The following is a 15,051-nucleotide window of genomic DNA, read 5'->3' as shown; positions in this document are numbered from 1 at the left end:
GGGCACGGAGGAGCCGCCGCGGCGGCTACGACGACGCCCGCGGTAGTTCCGAGCTTTCCACTCCGTCCGGGTCGCGTCCATACGCCGTACGCCGTCGCACGACACCCCCCAGGGTGCCCGGACGGTGGAGTGCGGCGGGCGTGACTACGATGGGCCAGGAGGGTGCTGAAGGGCCTGGCCGGGCTCGCGGCGCCCGGGACGCACGTCTGTGGCGTTGCCGAAACGTCCCCATGGCGGAGCCGCGGGGACGCTCCGGCGCCTTGCAGTCGCACGCACCGGACGCTGCTCCCTGATCCGGCCAGGACCTTCAGCACCCTCCAGCCGGTGGCCGATGGGGCCATGCGGCCCACCGACCCCTCGGGAAGGCCATGCTGAACAAGTACGCGCGTGCATTCTTTACGCGTGTCCTCACGCCGTTCGCCGCACTGTTGCTCCGTCTGGGCGTGAGTCCTGACGCGGTCACTCTGATCGGCACGGCCGGAGTGATGGCAGGTGCGCTGGTCTTCTTCCCGATGGGGGAGTTCTTCTGGGGCACGATCGTCATCACGATCTTCGTCTTCTCCGACCTCGTCGACGGCAACATGGCGCGACAGGCGGGCATCTCCAGCCGCTGGGGCGCGTTCCTCGACTCGACGCTCGACCGGGTCGCCGACGGGGCGATCTTCGCCGGCTTCGCACTCTGGTACGCGGGCAGCGGCGACGACAACATCCTGTGCGCTGTCGCGATCTTCTGTCTCGCGAGCGGCCAGGTGGTCTCGTACACCAAGGCGCGCGGTGAGTCGATCGGTCTGCCGGTGGCGGTCAACGGGCTCGTTGAGCGTGCCGAACGCCTGGTGATCTCGCTGGTGGCGGCCGGTCTGGCCGGTCTCCACAAGTTCGGTGTGCCGGGGATCGACATCCTGCTGCCGATCGCGCTGTGGATCGTCGCCGTGGGCAGCCTGGTGACGCTGGTGCAGCGCGTCGTGACCGTGCGCCGTGAATCCGCCGAGGCCGATGCGGCCGCCGCGGTGTCGGCTGCGGCCGACCGGGGGAGCGAGGCGGCGCAGTGAGCGGCGCGCCGGGGGAAGCGAAGCCCGGCCCGAAGGAACGGCTGAGCGACGGGTTGTACGGGCTCGGCTGGGCCGCGGTCAAGAAGCTTCCCGAGCCTGCCGCGCAGGCGATGTTCCGCACCATCGCCGACCAGGTGTGGAAGCGGCGCGGCAAGAGCGTGCTGCGGCTGGAGTCGAATCTGGCTCGTGTCGTGCCGGACGCGAGTCCGGCCCGGCTCGCGGCGCTGTCCAAGGCCGGGATGCGTTCGTACATGCGCTACTGGATGGAGTCGTTCCGGCTGCCCACGTGGACCCCGGAGCGGATCAAGGCGTCCATCGACGTGACGGACGCGCACCGGCTGACCGAGGGACTCGACGCGGGGCGCGGGGTCCTCCTCGCGCTGCCGCACCTGGGGAACTGGGACCTGGCGGGGGCGTGGGTCACCACGGACCTGAAGGTTCCGTTCACCACGGTTGCCGAGCGGCTCAAGCCCGAGTCGCTGTACGACCGGTTCGTGGCGTACCGCGAGGGCCTGGGCATGGAGGTTCTCGCGCACAACGGCGGGACCGCGTTCGGGACGCTGGCACGCCGGCTGCGCGAGGGCGGTCTGGTCTGCCTGGTCGCCGACCGCGACCTGTCGGCCTCAGGTGTCGAGGTGACGTTCTTCGGCGACACCGCCCGGATGCCCGCAGGGCCGGCGCTCCTGGCCCAGCAGACCGGTGCGCTGCTGCTGCCGGTCACCCTCTCCTACGACGACACGCCGGTGATGAAGGCGCGGATCCATCCGCCCGTGGAGGTACCCGGCTCAGGTGACCGTGCCGAGAAGACGTCCGCGATGACACAGGCCCTGGCCGACGCGTTCGCCCTGGGCATTGCCGAGCACCCGGAGGACTGGCACATGCTGCAACGGCTCTGGCTCGCCGACCTCGAACCCCGCGGAGACTAGGGCCTTTCGGTTGGGTCATGCCGGGCTCGCGGGGTCCGGCACGCACTTCCCCGAGGTCTCGGCTTCGCACGACCAGGGGGGACCCCCTCCCGCGTTGGCGGCGGCCGCCAATGCTCCGCAGTGACTCCCCCTCCGCCTTGCAGCTGCACGCACCGGACTCCGCTCCCTGATCCGGCCTGACCCGAACGAAAGGCCCTAGCAGTGAAGATCGGCATCGTCTGCCCGTACTCCTGGGACGTACCGGGCGGCGTGCAGTTCCATATCCGTGATCTGGCCGAGCATCTGATCCGGCTCGGACACCAGGTCTCCGTGCTGGCACCGGCCGACGACGAGACGCCGCTGCCGCCCTACGTGGTGTCCGCGGGACGGGCCGTGCCCGTGCCGTACAACGGCTCCGTCGCCCGGCTGAACTTCGGTTTCCTGTCTGCGGCGCGGGTGCGGCGGTGGCTGCACGACGGCACGTTCGACGTGATCCACATCCATGAGCCGACCTCGCCGTCGCTGGGGCTGCTGACGTGCTGGGCGGCCCAGGGGCCGATCGTCGCCACGTTCCACACGTCCAATCCGCGCTCCCGGGCGATGATCGCTGCGTACCCGATCCTCCAGCCGGCGCTGGAGAAGATCAGCGCGCGCATCGCGGTGAGCGAGTACGCACGCCGGACCCTGGTCGAGCACCTGGGCGGGGACGCGGTGGTCATCCCCAACGGGGTGGACGTCGGATTCTTTGCCGCGGCCGAACCCCGCCCCGAGTGGCAGGGCGGCACGATCGGCTTCATCGGGCGCATCGACGAGCCCCGCAAGGGCCTGCCCGTCCTGATGCGGGCGCTGCCCGCGATCCTGGCCGCACGTCCCGACACGCGGCTGCTGGTGGCGGGCCGGGGCGACGAGGAGGAGGCCGTCGCCTCGCTGCCGAAGGAGATGCGTGAGCGCGTCGAGTTCCTCGGCATGGTGAGCGACGAGGACAAGGCACGGCTGCTGCGCAGCGTCGACGTGTACGTCGCGCCCAACACCGGAGGCGAGAGCTTCGGCATCATCCTCGTCGAGGCCATGTCGGCGGGCGCTCCGGTCCTGGCCAGTGATCTGGACGCGTTCGCCCAGGTCCTGGACCTGGGCGCGGCGGGGGAGCTGTTCGCCAACGAGGACGCGGACGCCCTGGCCGGCGCGGCGATCCGGCTGCTGGGCGACCCGGAGCGGCGCGCGGAGCTGCGCGAGCGCGGCAGCGCACATGTGCGGCGCTTCGACTGGTCGACGGTCGGAGCGGACATCCTCGCGGTGTACGAGATGTGGCGGACGGGGCCGCGTCGGTGGCCGCGGACGAACGCACGGGGCTGCGGGCCCGGTTCGGGCTGGCCCGGGACTGATCCCTCGGCGGCCGGCCGGGGCCGCGTCGGTGGCCGCGGACGAACGCACGGGGCTGCGGGCCCGGTTCGGGCTGGCCCGGGACTGATCCCTCGGCGGCCGGCCGGGGCCGCAGGCCGGTCCGGGGCTCGTGCGGCCGCCTCGTGGTGGCGGCCATGTCCGCCGCCCGGTCCGGGCCGCGTGCGACCGCCCCGTGACAGTCGGCCCCGTCCGGCGCCCGCTCACCGGTAGCCTTGCCGCCCGTGACCGAAACCCTCATCTGGACCGCCGTCGTGCTCGTCGCGATCGGCCTGTATCTCAGCTGGACCGCCGGCCGTCTCGACCGGCTGCACACCCGCATCGACGCGGCACGCGCCGCCCTCGACGCCCAACTGCTGCGCCGCGCCTCGGTCACCCAGGAACTCGCCACGTCCGGGGTCCTCGACCCGGCGGCCTCCATCGTCCTGTACGAGGCCGCGCACGCCGCCCGCCAGGCGGAGGAGGAGCACCGCGAGGTCACCGAGAGCGAGCTGAGCACCGCCCTGCGCGCGGTGTTCGGCGAGCGGGCGCAGGTCGAGGCGGTGAAGGAGATCCCGGGCGGCGAGGAGGCCGCTTCGGAACTGGCCGCGGCGGTACGCCGGGTCCCGATGGCGCGCAGGTTCCACAACGACGCGGTGCGGGCGGCACGTGCGCTGCGCCGTCACCGTACGGTGCGCTGGTTCCGGCTGGCCGGGCACGCCCCGTTCCCGCTGGCCTTCGAGATGGACGACGAGCCGCCGGTCGCCCTCGCGGACCGCCCGGTCAGCTGACCGTGGCCGCCGCGAGGCGGGGGCGGCACACCCGCGCCCGCCGCCGTGCCGGACCAAAACGATCCACCGGCCTCCTATTGGCCCTTGCTGTGGACTGGTGCCGGAGAGTTTGCTCAGCAGTGCATCACCCCTGCACGCCCAGCAATCTTTTCTCCGAGTGAGGTCGATCCGTGTCCACGCTTCCCACCACCCCGCAGTCCGCCGACGCCCCCGCCACCGGCACCGCCCGCGTCAAGCGCGGCATGGCCGAGCAGCTCAAGGGCGGCGTGATCATGGACGTCGTCAACGCCGAGCAGGCGAAGATCGCCGAGGACGCGGGCGCCGTGGCCGTCATGGCCCTGGAGCGGGTGCCGGCCGACATCCGCAAGGACGGCGGCGTGGCCCGGATGTCGGACCCGAACATGATCGAGGAGATCATCGAGTCCGTCTCCATCCCCGTGATGGCGAAGTCCCGCATCGGGCACTTCGTCGAGGCCCAGGTCCTGCAGTCCCTCGGCGTCGACTACATCGACGAGTCCGAGGTCCTCACCCCGGCCGACGAGGTCAACCACAGCGACAAGTTCGCCTTCACCACCCCGTTCGTCTGCGGCGCCACCAACCTGGGCGAGGCCCTGCGCCGCATCGCCGAGGGCGCGGCCATGATCCGCTCGAAGGGCGAGGCGGGCACCGGCAACGTCGTCGAGGCCGTCCGCCACCTGCGGCAGATCAAGAACGAGATTGCCCGGCTGCGCGGCTACGACAACAACGAGCTGTACGCCGCCGCCAAGGACCTCCGCGCCCCGTACGAGCTGGTCAAGGAGGTCGCCGAGCTCGGCAAGCTGCCCGTCGTCCTCTTCTCCGCAGGTGGCGTCGCCACCCCGGCCGACGCTGCGCTGATGCGCCAGCTCGGTGCCGAGGGCGTCTTCGTCGGCTCCGGCATCTTCAAGTCCGGCGACCCGGCCAAGCGCGCCGCCGCCATCGTGAAGGCCACCACCTTCTACGACGACCCGAAGATCATCGCGGACGCCTCCCGCAACCTGGGCGAGGCCATGGTCGGCATCAACTGCGACACCCTGCCCGAGGCCGAGCGCTACGCCAACCGTGGCTGGTAGTCACTGATGAGCGACACCCCTGTCATCGGCGTCCTGGCTCTCCAGGGCGACGTAAGGGAACACCTGATCGCCCTGGCCTCGGCGGACGCCCTGGCCAGGCCGGTCCGGCGTCCCGAGGAACTCGCCGAGGTCGACGGCCTGGTCATTCCGGGTGGCGAGTCCACCACGATGTCCAAACTGGCTGCCCTGTTCGGCATGCTGGAACCGCTGCGCGAGCGGGTGCGGGCCGGGATGCCGGTCTACGGCACCTGCGCCGGGATGATCATGCTCGCCGACAAGATCCTCGACCCGCGCTCGGGCCAGGAGACCGTCGGTGGCATCGACATGATCGTGCGACGTAACGCTTTCGGGCGGCAGAACGAGTCCTTCGAGGCGGCCGTCGAGGTCGCCGGGATCGAGGGCGGCCCGGTGGAGGGCGTCTTCATCCGGGCCCCCTGGGTCGAGTCCGTCGGCGCGCAGGCCAAGGTGGTCGCCGAGCACGGCGGCCACATCGTGGCGGTACGGCAGGGAAACGCCCTTGCCACGTCATTCCACCCGGAACTGACCGGAGACCACCGGCTTCACGCGTACTTCGTCGACATGGTGCGCGCAGTCAGCTGACTCGACCCCGGTAGGATCTCTCGGGTTCGTACGGAATTTGGTGACGCGAAGGAGAAGGCAGATGTCCGGCCACTCTAAATGGGCTACGACGAAGCACAAGAAGGCCGTGATTGACGCCAAGCGCGGCAAGCTCTTCGCGAAGCTGATCAAGAACATCGAGGTCGCGGCCCGCACCGGCGGGGTGGACCCCGAGGGCAACCCGACCCTTGTGGACGCGATCCAGAAGGCGAAGAAGAGCTCGGTCCCGAACAAGAACATCGACTCCGCGGTCAAGCGCGGTGGCGGTCTCGAAGCGGGCGGCGTCGACTACCAGACGATCATGTACGAGGGCTACGGCCCGAACGGTGTCGCGGTGCTCATCGAGTGCCTCACCGACAACCGCAACCGTGCCGCGTCCGACGTACGTGTCGCGATGACGCGCAACGGCGGCTCGATGGCCGACCCGGGTTCGGTCTCGTACCTGTTCAACCGCAAGGGCGTCGTGATCGTCCCCAAGGGCGAGCTGTCCGAGGACGATGTGCTGGGTGCGGTGCTCGACGCCGGCGCCGAGGAGGTCAACGACCTCGGCGAGAGCTACGAGGTCGTCAGCGAGGCCACCGACATGGTCGCGGTCCGCACCGCGCTCCAGGAGGCGGGCATCGACTACGACTCGGCCGAGGCCAACTTCCTGCCCACCATGCAGGTCGACCTCGACGAAGAGGGCGCGCGCAAGATCTTCAAGCTGATCGACGCGCTGGAGGACAGCGACGACGTGCAGAACGTCTTCGCCAACTTCGACGTCTCCGACGAGGTCATGGAGAAGGTCGACGCCTGAGCGGCTGCCGGGTGACCGGCGCGGCTTCACGTGGACGGGCCGACGGGGACACACCCCGTCGGCCCGTCGCATTGTCAGTGCGAGCCGATAGCCTGCGGGAACAGTTGACCGATCGGCAGGGAGGGGGCGAATCGTGCGGGTACTGGGCGTGGACCCCGGGCTCACCCGGTGCGGCGTCGGAGTCGTCGAAGGCGTCGCGGGCCGTCCCCTGACGATGCTCGGCGTCGGAGTCGTGCGCACCCCCGCCGACGCGGAGCTCGGCCACAGGCTGGTGGCCATCGAGCGCGGCATCGAGGAGTGGCTCGACGAACACCGGCCCGAGTGCGTGGCCGTGGAACGGGTGTTCGCCCAGCACAACGTCCGTACGGTGATGGGCACCGCCCAGGCCAGCGCGGTCGCCATGCTCTGTGCGTCCCGTCGCGGCATCCCGGTCGCCCTGCACACGCCCAGCGAGGTCAAGGCCGCCGTGACCGGCAGCGGACGCGCGGACAAGGCACAGGTCGGCGCCATGGTGACCCGGCTCCTGCGCCTGGACGCCCCGCCGAAGCCCGCGGACGCCGCCGACGCCCTCGCCCTCGCCATCTGCCACATCTGGCGCGCCCCCGCGCTCAACCGCCTCCAGCAGGCGCACGCGGCGGCCGCAGCGGCTGCCCGCACCCCGCGCGTCCCGCGCACCGCAGCAGCCCCCGTCCGGAAGGTCCCCCGATGATCGCCTTCGTCAGCGGCCCCGTCGCCGCGCTCGCCCCGACCACGGCCGTGATCGAGGTCGGCGGCATCGGCATGGCCGTCCAGTGCGCACCGAACACCCTCGCCGGCCTCCGCATCGGCAAGGAGGCCAAGCTCGCCACCTCGCTCGTCGTACGGGAGGACTCGCTGACGCTCTACGGCTTCGCCGACGACGACGAACGGCAGGTCTTCGAGCTCCTCCAGACCGCCAGCGGGGTCGGGCCCCGGCTCGCCCAGGCCATGCTCGCCACGCACAGCCCGGACGCCCTGCGCATCGCCGTGGCCACCGGCGACGAGAAGGCGCTCACCGCCGTGTCCGGCATCGGCAAGAAGGGCGCCCAGAAGCTCCTGCTCGAACTGAAGGACAGACTCGGCGAGCCCGTCGGCGCCCACATCGGCCAGCAGGGCATCGGCACCGCGGTCTCCGCCGCCTGGCGCGACCAGCTCCACGCTGCCCTGATCGGTCTCGGCTACGCCACCCGCGAGGCGGACGAAGCGGTGTCCGCCGTGGCACCGCAGGCGGAGGCGGCCCTCGCGGAAGGCGCCCAGCCGCCCGTGCCGCAGCTGCTGCGCGCCGCCCTGCAGACCCTCAACCGCACGCGCTGAGCGCACCCGGGCAACACCCTGACGCCCGGCCTGGCATCCCACGGCACGGCACCGAAACACCCGAGGCGGGACTGACGAGATGAACTGGGACGAGACCGGACCCGACACCGACGAGCTCCTCGACGAGCGACTCGTCGACGCCGGCGCGGACGGCGAGGACACCGCGGTCGAGGCGGCGCTGCGCCCCAAGGACCTCGACGAGTTCGTCGGTCAGGAGAAGGTGCGCGAACAGCTCGACCTGGTCCTCAAGGCAGCGCGGGCCCGTGGCGCCACCGCCGACCACGTGCTGCTCTCCGGGGCCCCTGGGCTGGGCAAGACCACCCTCTCGATGATCATCGCGGCCGAGATGAACGCACCGATCAGGATCACCTCCGGCCCTGCCATCCAGCACGCGGGCGACCTGGCGGCGATCCTGTCCTCGCTCCAGGAGGGCGAGGTCCTCTTCCTCGACGAGATCCACCGCATGTCCCGGCCCGCCGAGGAGATGCTCTACATGGCCATGGAGGACTTCCGGGTCGACGTGATCGTCGGCAAGGGTCCGGGGGCCACCGCCATCCCGCTGGAGCTGCCGCCCTTCACCCTGGTCGGCGCGACCACCAGGGCGGGACTGCTGCCGCCCCCGCTGCGCGACCGCTTCGGCTTCACCGGGCACATGGAGTTCTACGCCCCGAATGAACTGGAACGGGTGATTCACCGCTCGGCCGGTCTCCTGGACGTCGCGATAGACGTCGAAGGCGCCGCCGAGATCGCCGGGCGCTCGCGCGGCACGCCCCGTATCGCCAACCGGCTGCTGCGCCGGGTCCGGGACTACGCCCAGGTCAAGGCCGACGGCAGGATCGACCGGGAGATCGCCGCCGCGGCACTGCGGGTGTACGAGGTCGACGCCCGGGGACTGGACCGGCTGGACCGGGCTGTCCTCGGCGCCCTGCTGAAACTTTTCGGCGGCGGTCCGGTCGGCCTGTCCACGCTGGCGGTCGCCGTGGGGGAGGAGCGCGAGACGGTCGAGGAGGTCGCGGAGCCCTTCCTCGTACGGGAAGGGCTGCTAGCCAGGACGCCGAGGGGGCGGGTCGCCACCCCGGCCGCCTGGGCCCATCTCGGGCTGGTGCCTCCGCAGCACGGCGGAAAGGGACAACAGGGCCTGTTCGGGGCGTGATGCATCACAGGTTGACCCACAGAGGAACCACGGTGCCATGCTGGGCGTTGTTCCATCGATGCGGACTCGCTTAGACTCCGCCGATGCCGCCCTTAAAGGTCGGTGTACCCACCCCCGTAGACCAGGCCGCCTTCCAGCGCGGTCGTGCGAAGGAAAATCGTCCCGTGAATCCCGTGACTCTCCTCCCCTTCATCGTGCTCATCGGGGCCATGTTCCTGATGACGCGGTCCGCCAAGAAGAAGCAGGCGGCGGCTGCGAACATGCGCAATGAAATGCAGCCCGGCACCGGCGTCCGGACGATCGGGGGCATGTACGCCACCGTCAAGGAGCTTCACGACGACACGGTTCTCCTTGAGGTCGCCCCCGGCGTCCACGCCATCTACGCGAAGAACGCCATCGGTGCCGTCCTCGACGACGCGGAGTACAACCGCATCGTCCACGGTGACGTGGAGGAGCTCGACGTCGACGGCGCGATCGTGCCGGACGACGCCTCCTCGCTGACCGAGGCCGAAGCAGCCGACGAGGACACCTCGGACGACGCGAAGACCGACCTGGTCAAGAAGACCGAGGCGGACGACGCCGAGCAGGCCGACGACAAGGCCGACAAGAAGTCCGAGGGCAAGGCCGACGGCGAGGCCGACGCGAAGTAGCACACGACCCGGGGATGCCGTGAGCCCACAGGCATCCGGCCATCCCCGGACCGTGCGGTCTTCTGCGGGGGCGGGTCCCCACTAAACTTCGTGGCCGCTCGGGCGCGTACCCGGCGCGGGGCGGTTGGACAGGGAGAAACGAGAAGGTGGCAGCACCGAAGAAGGGCCGAGGACCGGCCGGCGGTCAGGGCAGGCCGGGGCGTTCCCTGGCTCTGATCCTGATCGCCATGGTCGCTCTCACCGGCGGGATGTTCCTGGCCGACCAGCCGACGCCGCGACTTGGCATCGACCTGGCCGGTGGTACGTCCATCACGCTGGAGGCGAAGGCCGAGCCCGGCCAGGAGTCGGCGATCAACAAGACCAACATGGACACGGCGGTCCAGATCATGGAGCGCCGCGTCAACGGTCTTGGTGTCTCCGAGGCCGAGGTCCAGACCCAGGGCGATCGCAACATCATCGTCAACATCCCCAAGGGGACGAACTCCGCCCAGGCCCGTGAGCAGGTCGGTACGACCGCGAAGCTCTACTTCCGGCCGGTGCTGACCGTCGCCCAGGGAACGCCCACGCCTGCGCCGAGCGCCTCGTCCTCCGACAAGGCCAGCCCGTCCGCCACGCCGAGCGCTTCAGCCTCGGACAAGGCGAGCAGCCCGTCCGCGAAGCCCACCGCGAGCGCCACCACTCAGGGCCGTGCGGTCACCGGCGCCCTGAAGGCCGACTCCACGCCCACGCCCAAGGCCAGCACCACGCCGGAGGCGAGCTCCACCCCGACCGCCTCCGCCGAGGAGCAGGCGGCCGCCGCGGACCTGCAGAAGAAGTTCGAGGCGCTGGACTGCTCCAGCAAGGCCTCCCGCTCCAAGGCGAGCCAGGGCGCCAAGGCCACCGACACGGTCGTCGCGTGTGAGCAGGACGGCAGTGCCAAGTACGTCCTCGGCCCGGCCGAGGTCGACGGCACGGACGTGGACAGTGCCAAGGCGGCGATCAACCAGCAGAACGGTCAGTGGATCGTTCAGATGGAGTTCACCGGCGGCGGCGCCAAGAAGTTCCACACGACCACGGGCAAGCTCGCCCAGCAGCAGTCGCCGCAGAACCAGTTCGCCATCGCGCTCGACGGCGAAGTCGTCTCGGCTCCCTCGGTCAGTACGGCGCTGAGCGCCAACGCCGAGATCTCCGGCAGCTTCAACCAGCAGTCCGCCGAGGAGCTTGCCAACGTGCTCTCCTACGGTGCGCTGCCGCTCTCCTTCCAGGAGCAGAGCGTCACCACCGTCACCGCCGCCCTCGGTGGCGAGCAGCTCCGCGCAGGCCTCATCGCGGGCGCCATCGGCCTGGCCCTGGTGGTCATCTACCTGGTGGCCTACTACCGCGGGCTGGCGTTCATCGCGCTTCTCAGCCTCCTGGTCTCCGGCATCCTGACCTACACGATCATGTCGCTGCTCGGCCCGGCCATCGGCTTCGCGCTGAACCTGCCCGCGGTCTGTGGTGCCATCGTGGCGATCGGTATCACCGCGGACTCGTTCATCGTGTACTTCGAACGCATCCGGGACGAGATCCGCGAGGGCCGCACACTTCGCCCGGCCGTCGAACGCGCCTGGCCGCGCGCCCGGCGCACCATCCTCGTCTCCGACTTCGTGTCGTTCCTGGCGGCGGCGGTCCTGTTCGTGGTCACCGTCGGCAAGGTCCAGGGCTTCGCGTTCACGCTCGGCCTCACCACCCTGCTCGACGTGGTCGTGGTCTTCCTCTTCACCAAGCCGGTCATGACGCTCATGGCCCGCACGAAGTTCTTCGCCAGCGGTCACCCGTGGTCCGGACTGGACCCGAAGCGGCTCGGCGCCAAGCCGCCGCTGCGCCGTTCGCGCCGTGTCAACGCCCCTACCGACCCGAAGGAGGCGTGAGATGTCGCGACTCGGCAATCTCGGCGCCCGTCTCTACCGCGGCGAGGTCGGCTACGACTTCATCGGCAAGCGCAAGATCTGGTACGGCATCTCGATCCTGATCACCATCACGGCCATCGTCGGCCTGGCGGTCAGCGGCCTGAACATGGGCATCGAGTTCAAGGGCGGCGCGGTCTTCACCACCCCGAAGACGAGCGTGTCCGTCAACGACGCGGAGAAGCTGGCGACCGACTCGTCCGGGCACCAGGCCATCGTCCAGAAGCTGGGCAACGGCGGTCTGCGCATCCAGATCACCGAGGTCGACACCGCGAAGTCCGACCAGATCAAGGGCGAGCTCTCCAAGGGTCTCGACGTCCCGGCCGAGAAGATCGCGGCCGACCTGGTCGGCCCCAGCTGGGGTGAGCAGATCGCCAACAAGGCGTGGACCGGCCTCGGCGTCTTCATGGTCCTCGTCGTGATCTACCTGGCGATCGCCTTCGAATGGCGAATGGCCATCGCGGCCCTCGTCGCGCTGATCCACGACATCACCATCACGGTCGGCATCTACGCGCTCGTGGGCTTCGAGGTCACCCCGGGCACCGTGATCGGTCTGCTGACGATCCTCGGTTACTCCCTCTACGACACGGTCGTCGTCTTCGACAGCCTCAAGGAGGGCACGAAGGGGATCACCAAGCAGACCCGGTGGACGTACAGCGAGATCGCCAACCGTTCCATCAACGGCACGCTGGTCCGCTCGATCAACACCACGGTCGTCGCCCTGCTGCCGGTCGCGGGTCTGCTGTTCATCGGTGGCGGTGTTCTCGGCGCCGGCATGCTGAACGACATCTCGCTGGCACTCTTCGTCGGTCTCGCCGCCGGTGCGTACTCCTCGATCTTCATCGCCACTCCGCTCGTCGCCGACCTCAAGGAACGCGAACCGCAGATGAAGGCGCTGAAGAAGCGGATCCTCGCCAAGCGTGCCGCAGCCGCCGCCAAGGGCGAGCTCAACGAGGCCGAGCAGGAGGACGAGCGGTCCGTCGAGGACACCGCGCCCGCCGGTGCGGTCGTCGGACAGCGCCAGGAGCCCCCCAGGGGCCACGGCCGGACCCCGGGGAAGCGTCGATGACCAGCACCACCGAGAGCACCAGGGACCTGCTGCTCAGCCGGATCCGTGACGTGGCGGACTACCCGAAGCCGGGCGTGATGTTCAAGGACATCACTCCGCTGCTCGCGGACCCGGTCGCGTTCACGGCCCTCACGGACGCACTCGCGGAACTGTGCGTCCGGCACGGTGCCACGAAGATCGTCGGCCTGGAGGCCCGCGGCTTCATCCTGGCCGCGCCGGTCGCGGTACGGGCCGGCCTCGGCTTCATCCCCGTCCGCAAGGCCGGGAAGCTGCCGGGAGCCACACTCGGCCAGGCGTACGAGCTGGAGTACGGCACCGCGGAGATCGAGGTCCACGCGGAGGACCTGTCGGCCGACGACCGCGTCATGGTCATCGACGACGTCCTGGCCACGGGTGGCACCGCCGGGGCCTCGCTGGAGCTGATCCGGCGGGCCGGGGCCACGGTCGCGGGCGTCTGCGTCCTCATGGAGCTGGGCTTCCTGGCCGGCCGTGAACGCCTGGCGCCGCACCTGCAGGGCGCTCCGCTGGAGGCCCTGATCACGGTCTGACCGGCCGCGTACACGCACAGCGAAGAGGGCACCCGGAGCGATCCGGGTGCCCTCTTCGCGTATCCGCAGTGCCGCCCCCCATCGCCCTGAAGGCCGTCAGGACGGGGAGGTGTCCTCGTTCGCCGCGCGCCGGCTCCTGTAGTGACGCGCCGCCCGTGCCCGGTTTCCGCATGAGGGCTTGCACCATTCCTGCCGCCCGTGACTCCTGACGAAGTAGCGCACGCAACGGGGCGCGGTGCAGGCGCGCAACTGCTCGCGCTGCGGGCCCGTCAGGAAGTCGATGGCGGAGCGGGCCAGGGCCGCTACCAGCCGCACGTGCGGATCGTCCTGAGCCGACAGCAGCCGGACGGTGGGGGCGTCGTCGAGAGGCCAGTCCATCTGCGGGGCGACCGGCTCCCGGGCGGCCTCCGCGTTGACATGTGCCAGGGCCTCGCCGACAGGCATCAGGTGATGGGCGTCAGCCGGGCTGGGCGCAGCGGGAGCGACCGCGTGGGCGAACAGGGCCCGGACGGCCCGCCGCAGCCCGACGATCCCGAGTCTGAGGTCCTCGTCCGCCACGAGTCCGCCCGCCGGGACATGGCCGGCCGGCAGGTCGCCCTGCTCGTGAATCCAGCGGGTCGTTCCCTGGACAGTAGCCAGATCGTCGGTGACACCACCGTCCCCGTCGTGCCGGATCGTGCTCGCCAGTTCCAGTGCCGGCCAGCGCTCCACGGGACGCCCCTCTCGCTCTCGGTGCCGAATCGACGACCACTTGATCACATCCCCGCGTACACCCTAAGGTCCTAATGGAAAAAACAAAAACTTCCGTTAGGTGCGGGGAGAGGTGGCGACACCTGCCCGGTACCGCTCGGCGGCCCGAGCCCGCCATGGAGGAGACAGAAGGATGACGGCACTACTTGCCCAGATCAGTGACCTGCACCTGGACGGCAGCGAGAGGGCGACCCGGCGCGCCACCCGCGTCATGGACTACCTGCGCGCCCTGCCCCGCCCGGTCGACGCGCTCCTGGTCACCGGGGACATAGCCGATCACGGGGCGGAGAGCGAGTACGAGGAAGCGGCCCGGATCCTGGCCGCCCCGTTCCCGGTACTCACCTGCCCCGGAAACCACGACGCCCGGCCGGCGTACCGCAAGGCCCTGCTCGGCGAGGCGCCCGGCCACGGCCCCGTCAACCAGTACAGCCACATCGCCGGCACCGCCATCCTGATGTGCGACTCCACGATTCCGGGCCGCGACGAGGGGCGCCTCGACGACGAAACGCTCGCCTGGATCGACACCACCCTCACCGCGCTGCCGCAGGACACCCCGGCGCTGATCGCGTTCCATCAGCCCCCGGTCGAACTCCACCACCCCCTGCCCGACTCCGGCATGCTCGAAGAACCCGGACGGCTGGCCGACCTGCTCGCCGCGCACCCTCGGGTCGTCGCCGTCCTGACCGGCCACGCCCACACCGCGGCCGCCTCGACGTTCGCCGCCCGTCCGCTGATCGTCGGGCCCGCCATCACCTGGACCCTGCGCATGCCCTGGGAAGCCGGTCCGGCAGCGGACCGCGACCAGCCGCCCGGCCTGGCCTTCCACGTCCTGGACGACGAGCGGCGCCTGACCACCCACTACCGCGTCGTACTCTGATCATGGCCTGAACAGCACCGGACGGTGCGCACCACACCGCGGACGCGCACCGATACGGGCACCCGGGAACAGCCGGGTGCCCGTACGGCGTTGTGAGGGCTCTCACGGTCCCCGGGGGAG

General features: G+C 70.5%; 15 protein-coding genes and 1 pseudogene. 15 read left to right on the top strand and 1 reads right to left on the bottom strand.

Annotated features, from left to right (window positions below):
* The first annotated feature begins 368 nt into the window (after positions 1 to 368).
* The 14 genes and pseudogenes from pgsA (at position 369) to SH922_RS06440 (ending at position 13,304) form a co-directional block, all read left to right on the top strand.
* A complete protein-coding gene (pgsA, locus tag SH922_RS06505) occupies positions 369 to 1,049 on the top strand; it encodes a phosphatidylinositol phosphate synthase (protein WP_326735128.1) in 681 nt (226 codons plus the stop codon).
* Positions 1,046 to 1,975, top strand: coding sequence for a phosphatidylinositol mannoside acyltransferase (locus SH922_RS06500; RefSeq protein WP_393055736.1), 930 nt, complete (start codon positions 1,046 to 1,048; stop codon positions 1,973 to 1,975). The genes pgsA and SH922_RS06500 overlap by 4 nt, the downstream gene beginning before the upstream one ends.
* Positions 1,976 to 2,176: 201 nt before the next feature.
* Positions 2,177 to 3,336: pseudogene (locus SH922_RS06495) on the top strand (glycosyltransferase family 4 protein).
* A gap of 240 nt (positions 3,337 to 3,576) precedes the next feature.
* On the top strand, positions 3,577 to 4,122 hold the full coding sequence (locus SH922_RS06490; protein WP_393055733.1) for a hypothetical protein: 546 nt from the start codon (positions 3,577 to 3,579) through the stop codon (positions 4,120 to 4,122).
* Between the two features lie 170 nt (positions 4,123 to 4,292).
* Positions 4,293 to 5,213: a pyridoxal 5'-phosphate synthase lyase subunit PdxS gene (pdxS, locus tag SH922_RS06485; protein ID WP_393055730.1), complete on the top strand. Its 921-nt coding sequence runs from the start codon at positions 4,293 to 4,295 to the stop codon at positions 5,211 to 5,213.
* A 6-nt stretch (positions 5,214 to 5,219) separates the two neighbouring features.
* Entirely contained in the window at positions 5,220 to 5,813 is a 594-nt protein-coding gene (gene pdxT, locus SH922_RS06480; protein WP_351002152.1) for a pyridoxal 5'-phosphate synthase glutaminase subunit PdxT, read from the top strand.
* A 61-nt stretch (positions 5,814 to 5,874) separates the two neighbouring features.
* Complete coding sequence (locus SH922_RS06475; RefSeq protein ID WP_123468415.1) at positions 5,875 to 6,627, top strand: YebC/PmpR family DNA-binding transcriptional regulator; 753 nt, start codon at positions 5,875 to 5,877, stop codon at positions 6,625 to 6,627.
* A 133-nt stretch (positions 6,628 to 6,760) separates the two neighbouring features.
* Positions 6,761 to 7,336 carry a crossover junction endodeoxyribonuclease RuvC gene (ruvC, locus tag SH922_RS06470; RefSeq protein ID WP_393055726.1) on the top strand — a complete coding sequence of 192 codons (576 nt, stop codon included), beginning with the start codon at positions 6,761 to 6,763 and terminating at the stop codon, positions 7,334 to 7,336.
* Positions 7,333 to 7,959: a Holliday junction branch migration protein RuvA gene (gene ruvA / locus SH922_RS06465; RefSeq protein WP_393055723.1), complete on the top strand. Its 627-nt coding sequence runs from the start codon at positions 7,333 to 7,335 to the stop codon at positions 7,957 to 7,959. The genes ruvC and ruvA overlap by 4 nt, the downstream gene beginning before the upstream one ends.
* A 79-nt stretch (positions 7,960 to 8,038) precedes the next feature.
* A complete protein-coding gene (ruvB, locus tag SH922_RS06460; RefSeq protein ID WP_393055720.1) occupies positions 8,039 to 9,112 on the top strand; it encodes a Holliday junction branch migration DNA helicase RuvB in 1,074 nt (357 codons plus the stop codon).
* Positions 9,113 to 9,276: 164 nt separating this feature from the next.
* A complete protein-coding gene (yajC, locus tag SH922_RS06455; protein ID WP_393055717.1) occupies positions 9,277 to 9,762 on the top strand; it encodes a preprotein translocase subunit YajC in 486 nt (161 codons plus the stop codon).
* Positions 9,763 to 9,908: 146 nt separating this feature from the next.
* Positions 9,909 to 11,651 carry a protein translocase subunit SecD gene (gene secD / locus SH922_RS06450; protein ID WP_393055714.1) on the top strand — a complete coding sequence of 581 codons (1,743 nt, stop codon included), beginning with the start codon at positions 9,909 to 9,911 and terminating at the stop codon, positions 11,649 to 11,651.
* A gap of 1 nt (position 11,652) precedes the next feature.
* Complete coding sequence (gene secF / locus SH922_RS06445) at positions 11,653 to 12,756, top strand: protein translocase subunit SecF (protein WP_393055710.1); 1,104 nt, start codon at positions 11,653 to 11,655, stop codon at positions 12,754 to 12,756.
* On the top strand, positions 12,753 to 13,304 hold the full coding sequence (locus tag SH922_RS06440; protein WP_351002167.1) for an adenine phosphoribosyltransferase: 552 nt from the start codon (positions 12,753 to 12,755) through the stop codon (positions 13,302 to 13,304). The genes secF and SH922_RS06440 overlap by 4 nt, the downstream gene beginning before the upstream one ends.
* A 96-nt stretch (positions 13,305 to 13,400) precedes the next feature.
* Here the strand turns inward: SH922_RS06440 and SH922_RS06435 are convergent, their stop codons facing one another.
* Entirely contained in the window at positions 13,401 to 14,015 is a 615-nt protein-coding gene (locus SH922_RS06435) for a CGNR zinc finger domain-containing protein (protein ID WP_393055706.1), read from the bottom strand.
* Between the two features lie 172 nt (positions 14,016 to 14,187).
* Between SH922_RS06435 and SH922_RS06430 the strand changes: the two genes are divergently transcribed.
* Positions 14,188 to 14,931 (top strand): metallophosphoesterase, encoded by a 744-nt coding sequence (locus SH922_RS06430; RefSeq protein WP_393055703.1) that lies wholly within the window; start codon positions 14,188 to 14,190, stop codon positions 14,929 to 14,931.
* Positions 14,932 to 15,051: the final 120 nt, after the last annotated feature.

This window comes from Streptomyces sp. LN549, from assembly GCF_043203805.1.
Taxonomy (GTDB): domain Bacteria; phylum Actinomycetota; class Actinomycetes; order Streptomycetales; family Streptomycetaceae; genus Streptomyces.
Note: the sequence above shows the minus strand (reverse complement) of the source record. Positions and strands in the feature narration are given on the sequence as shown.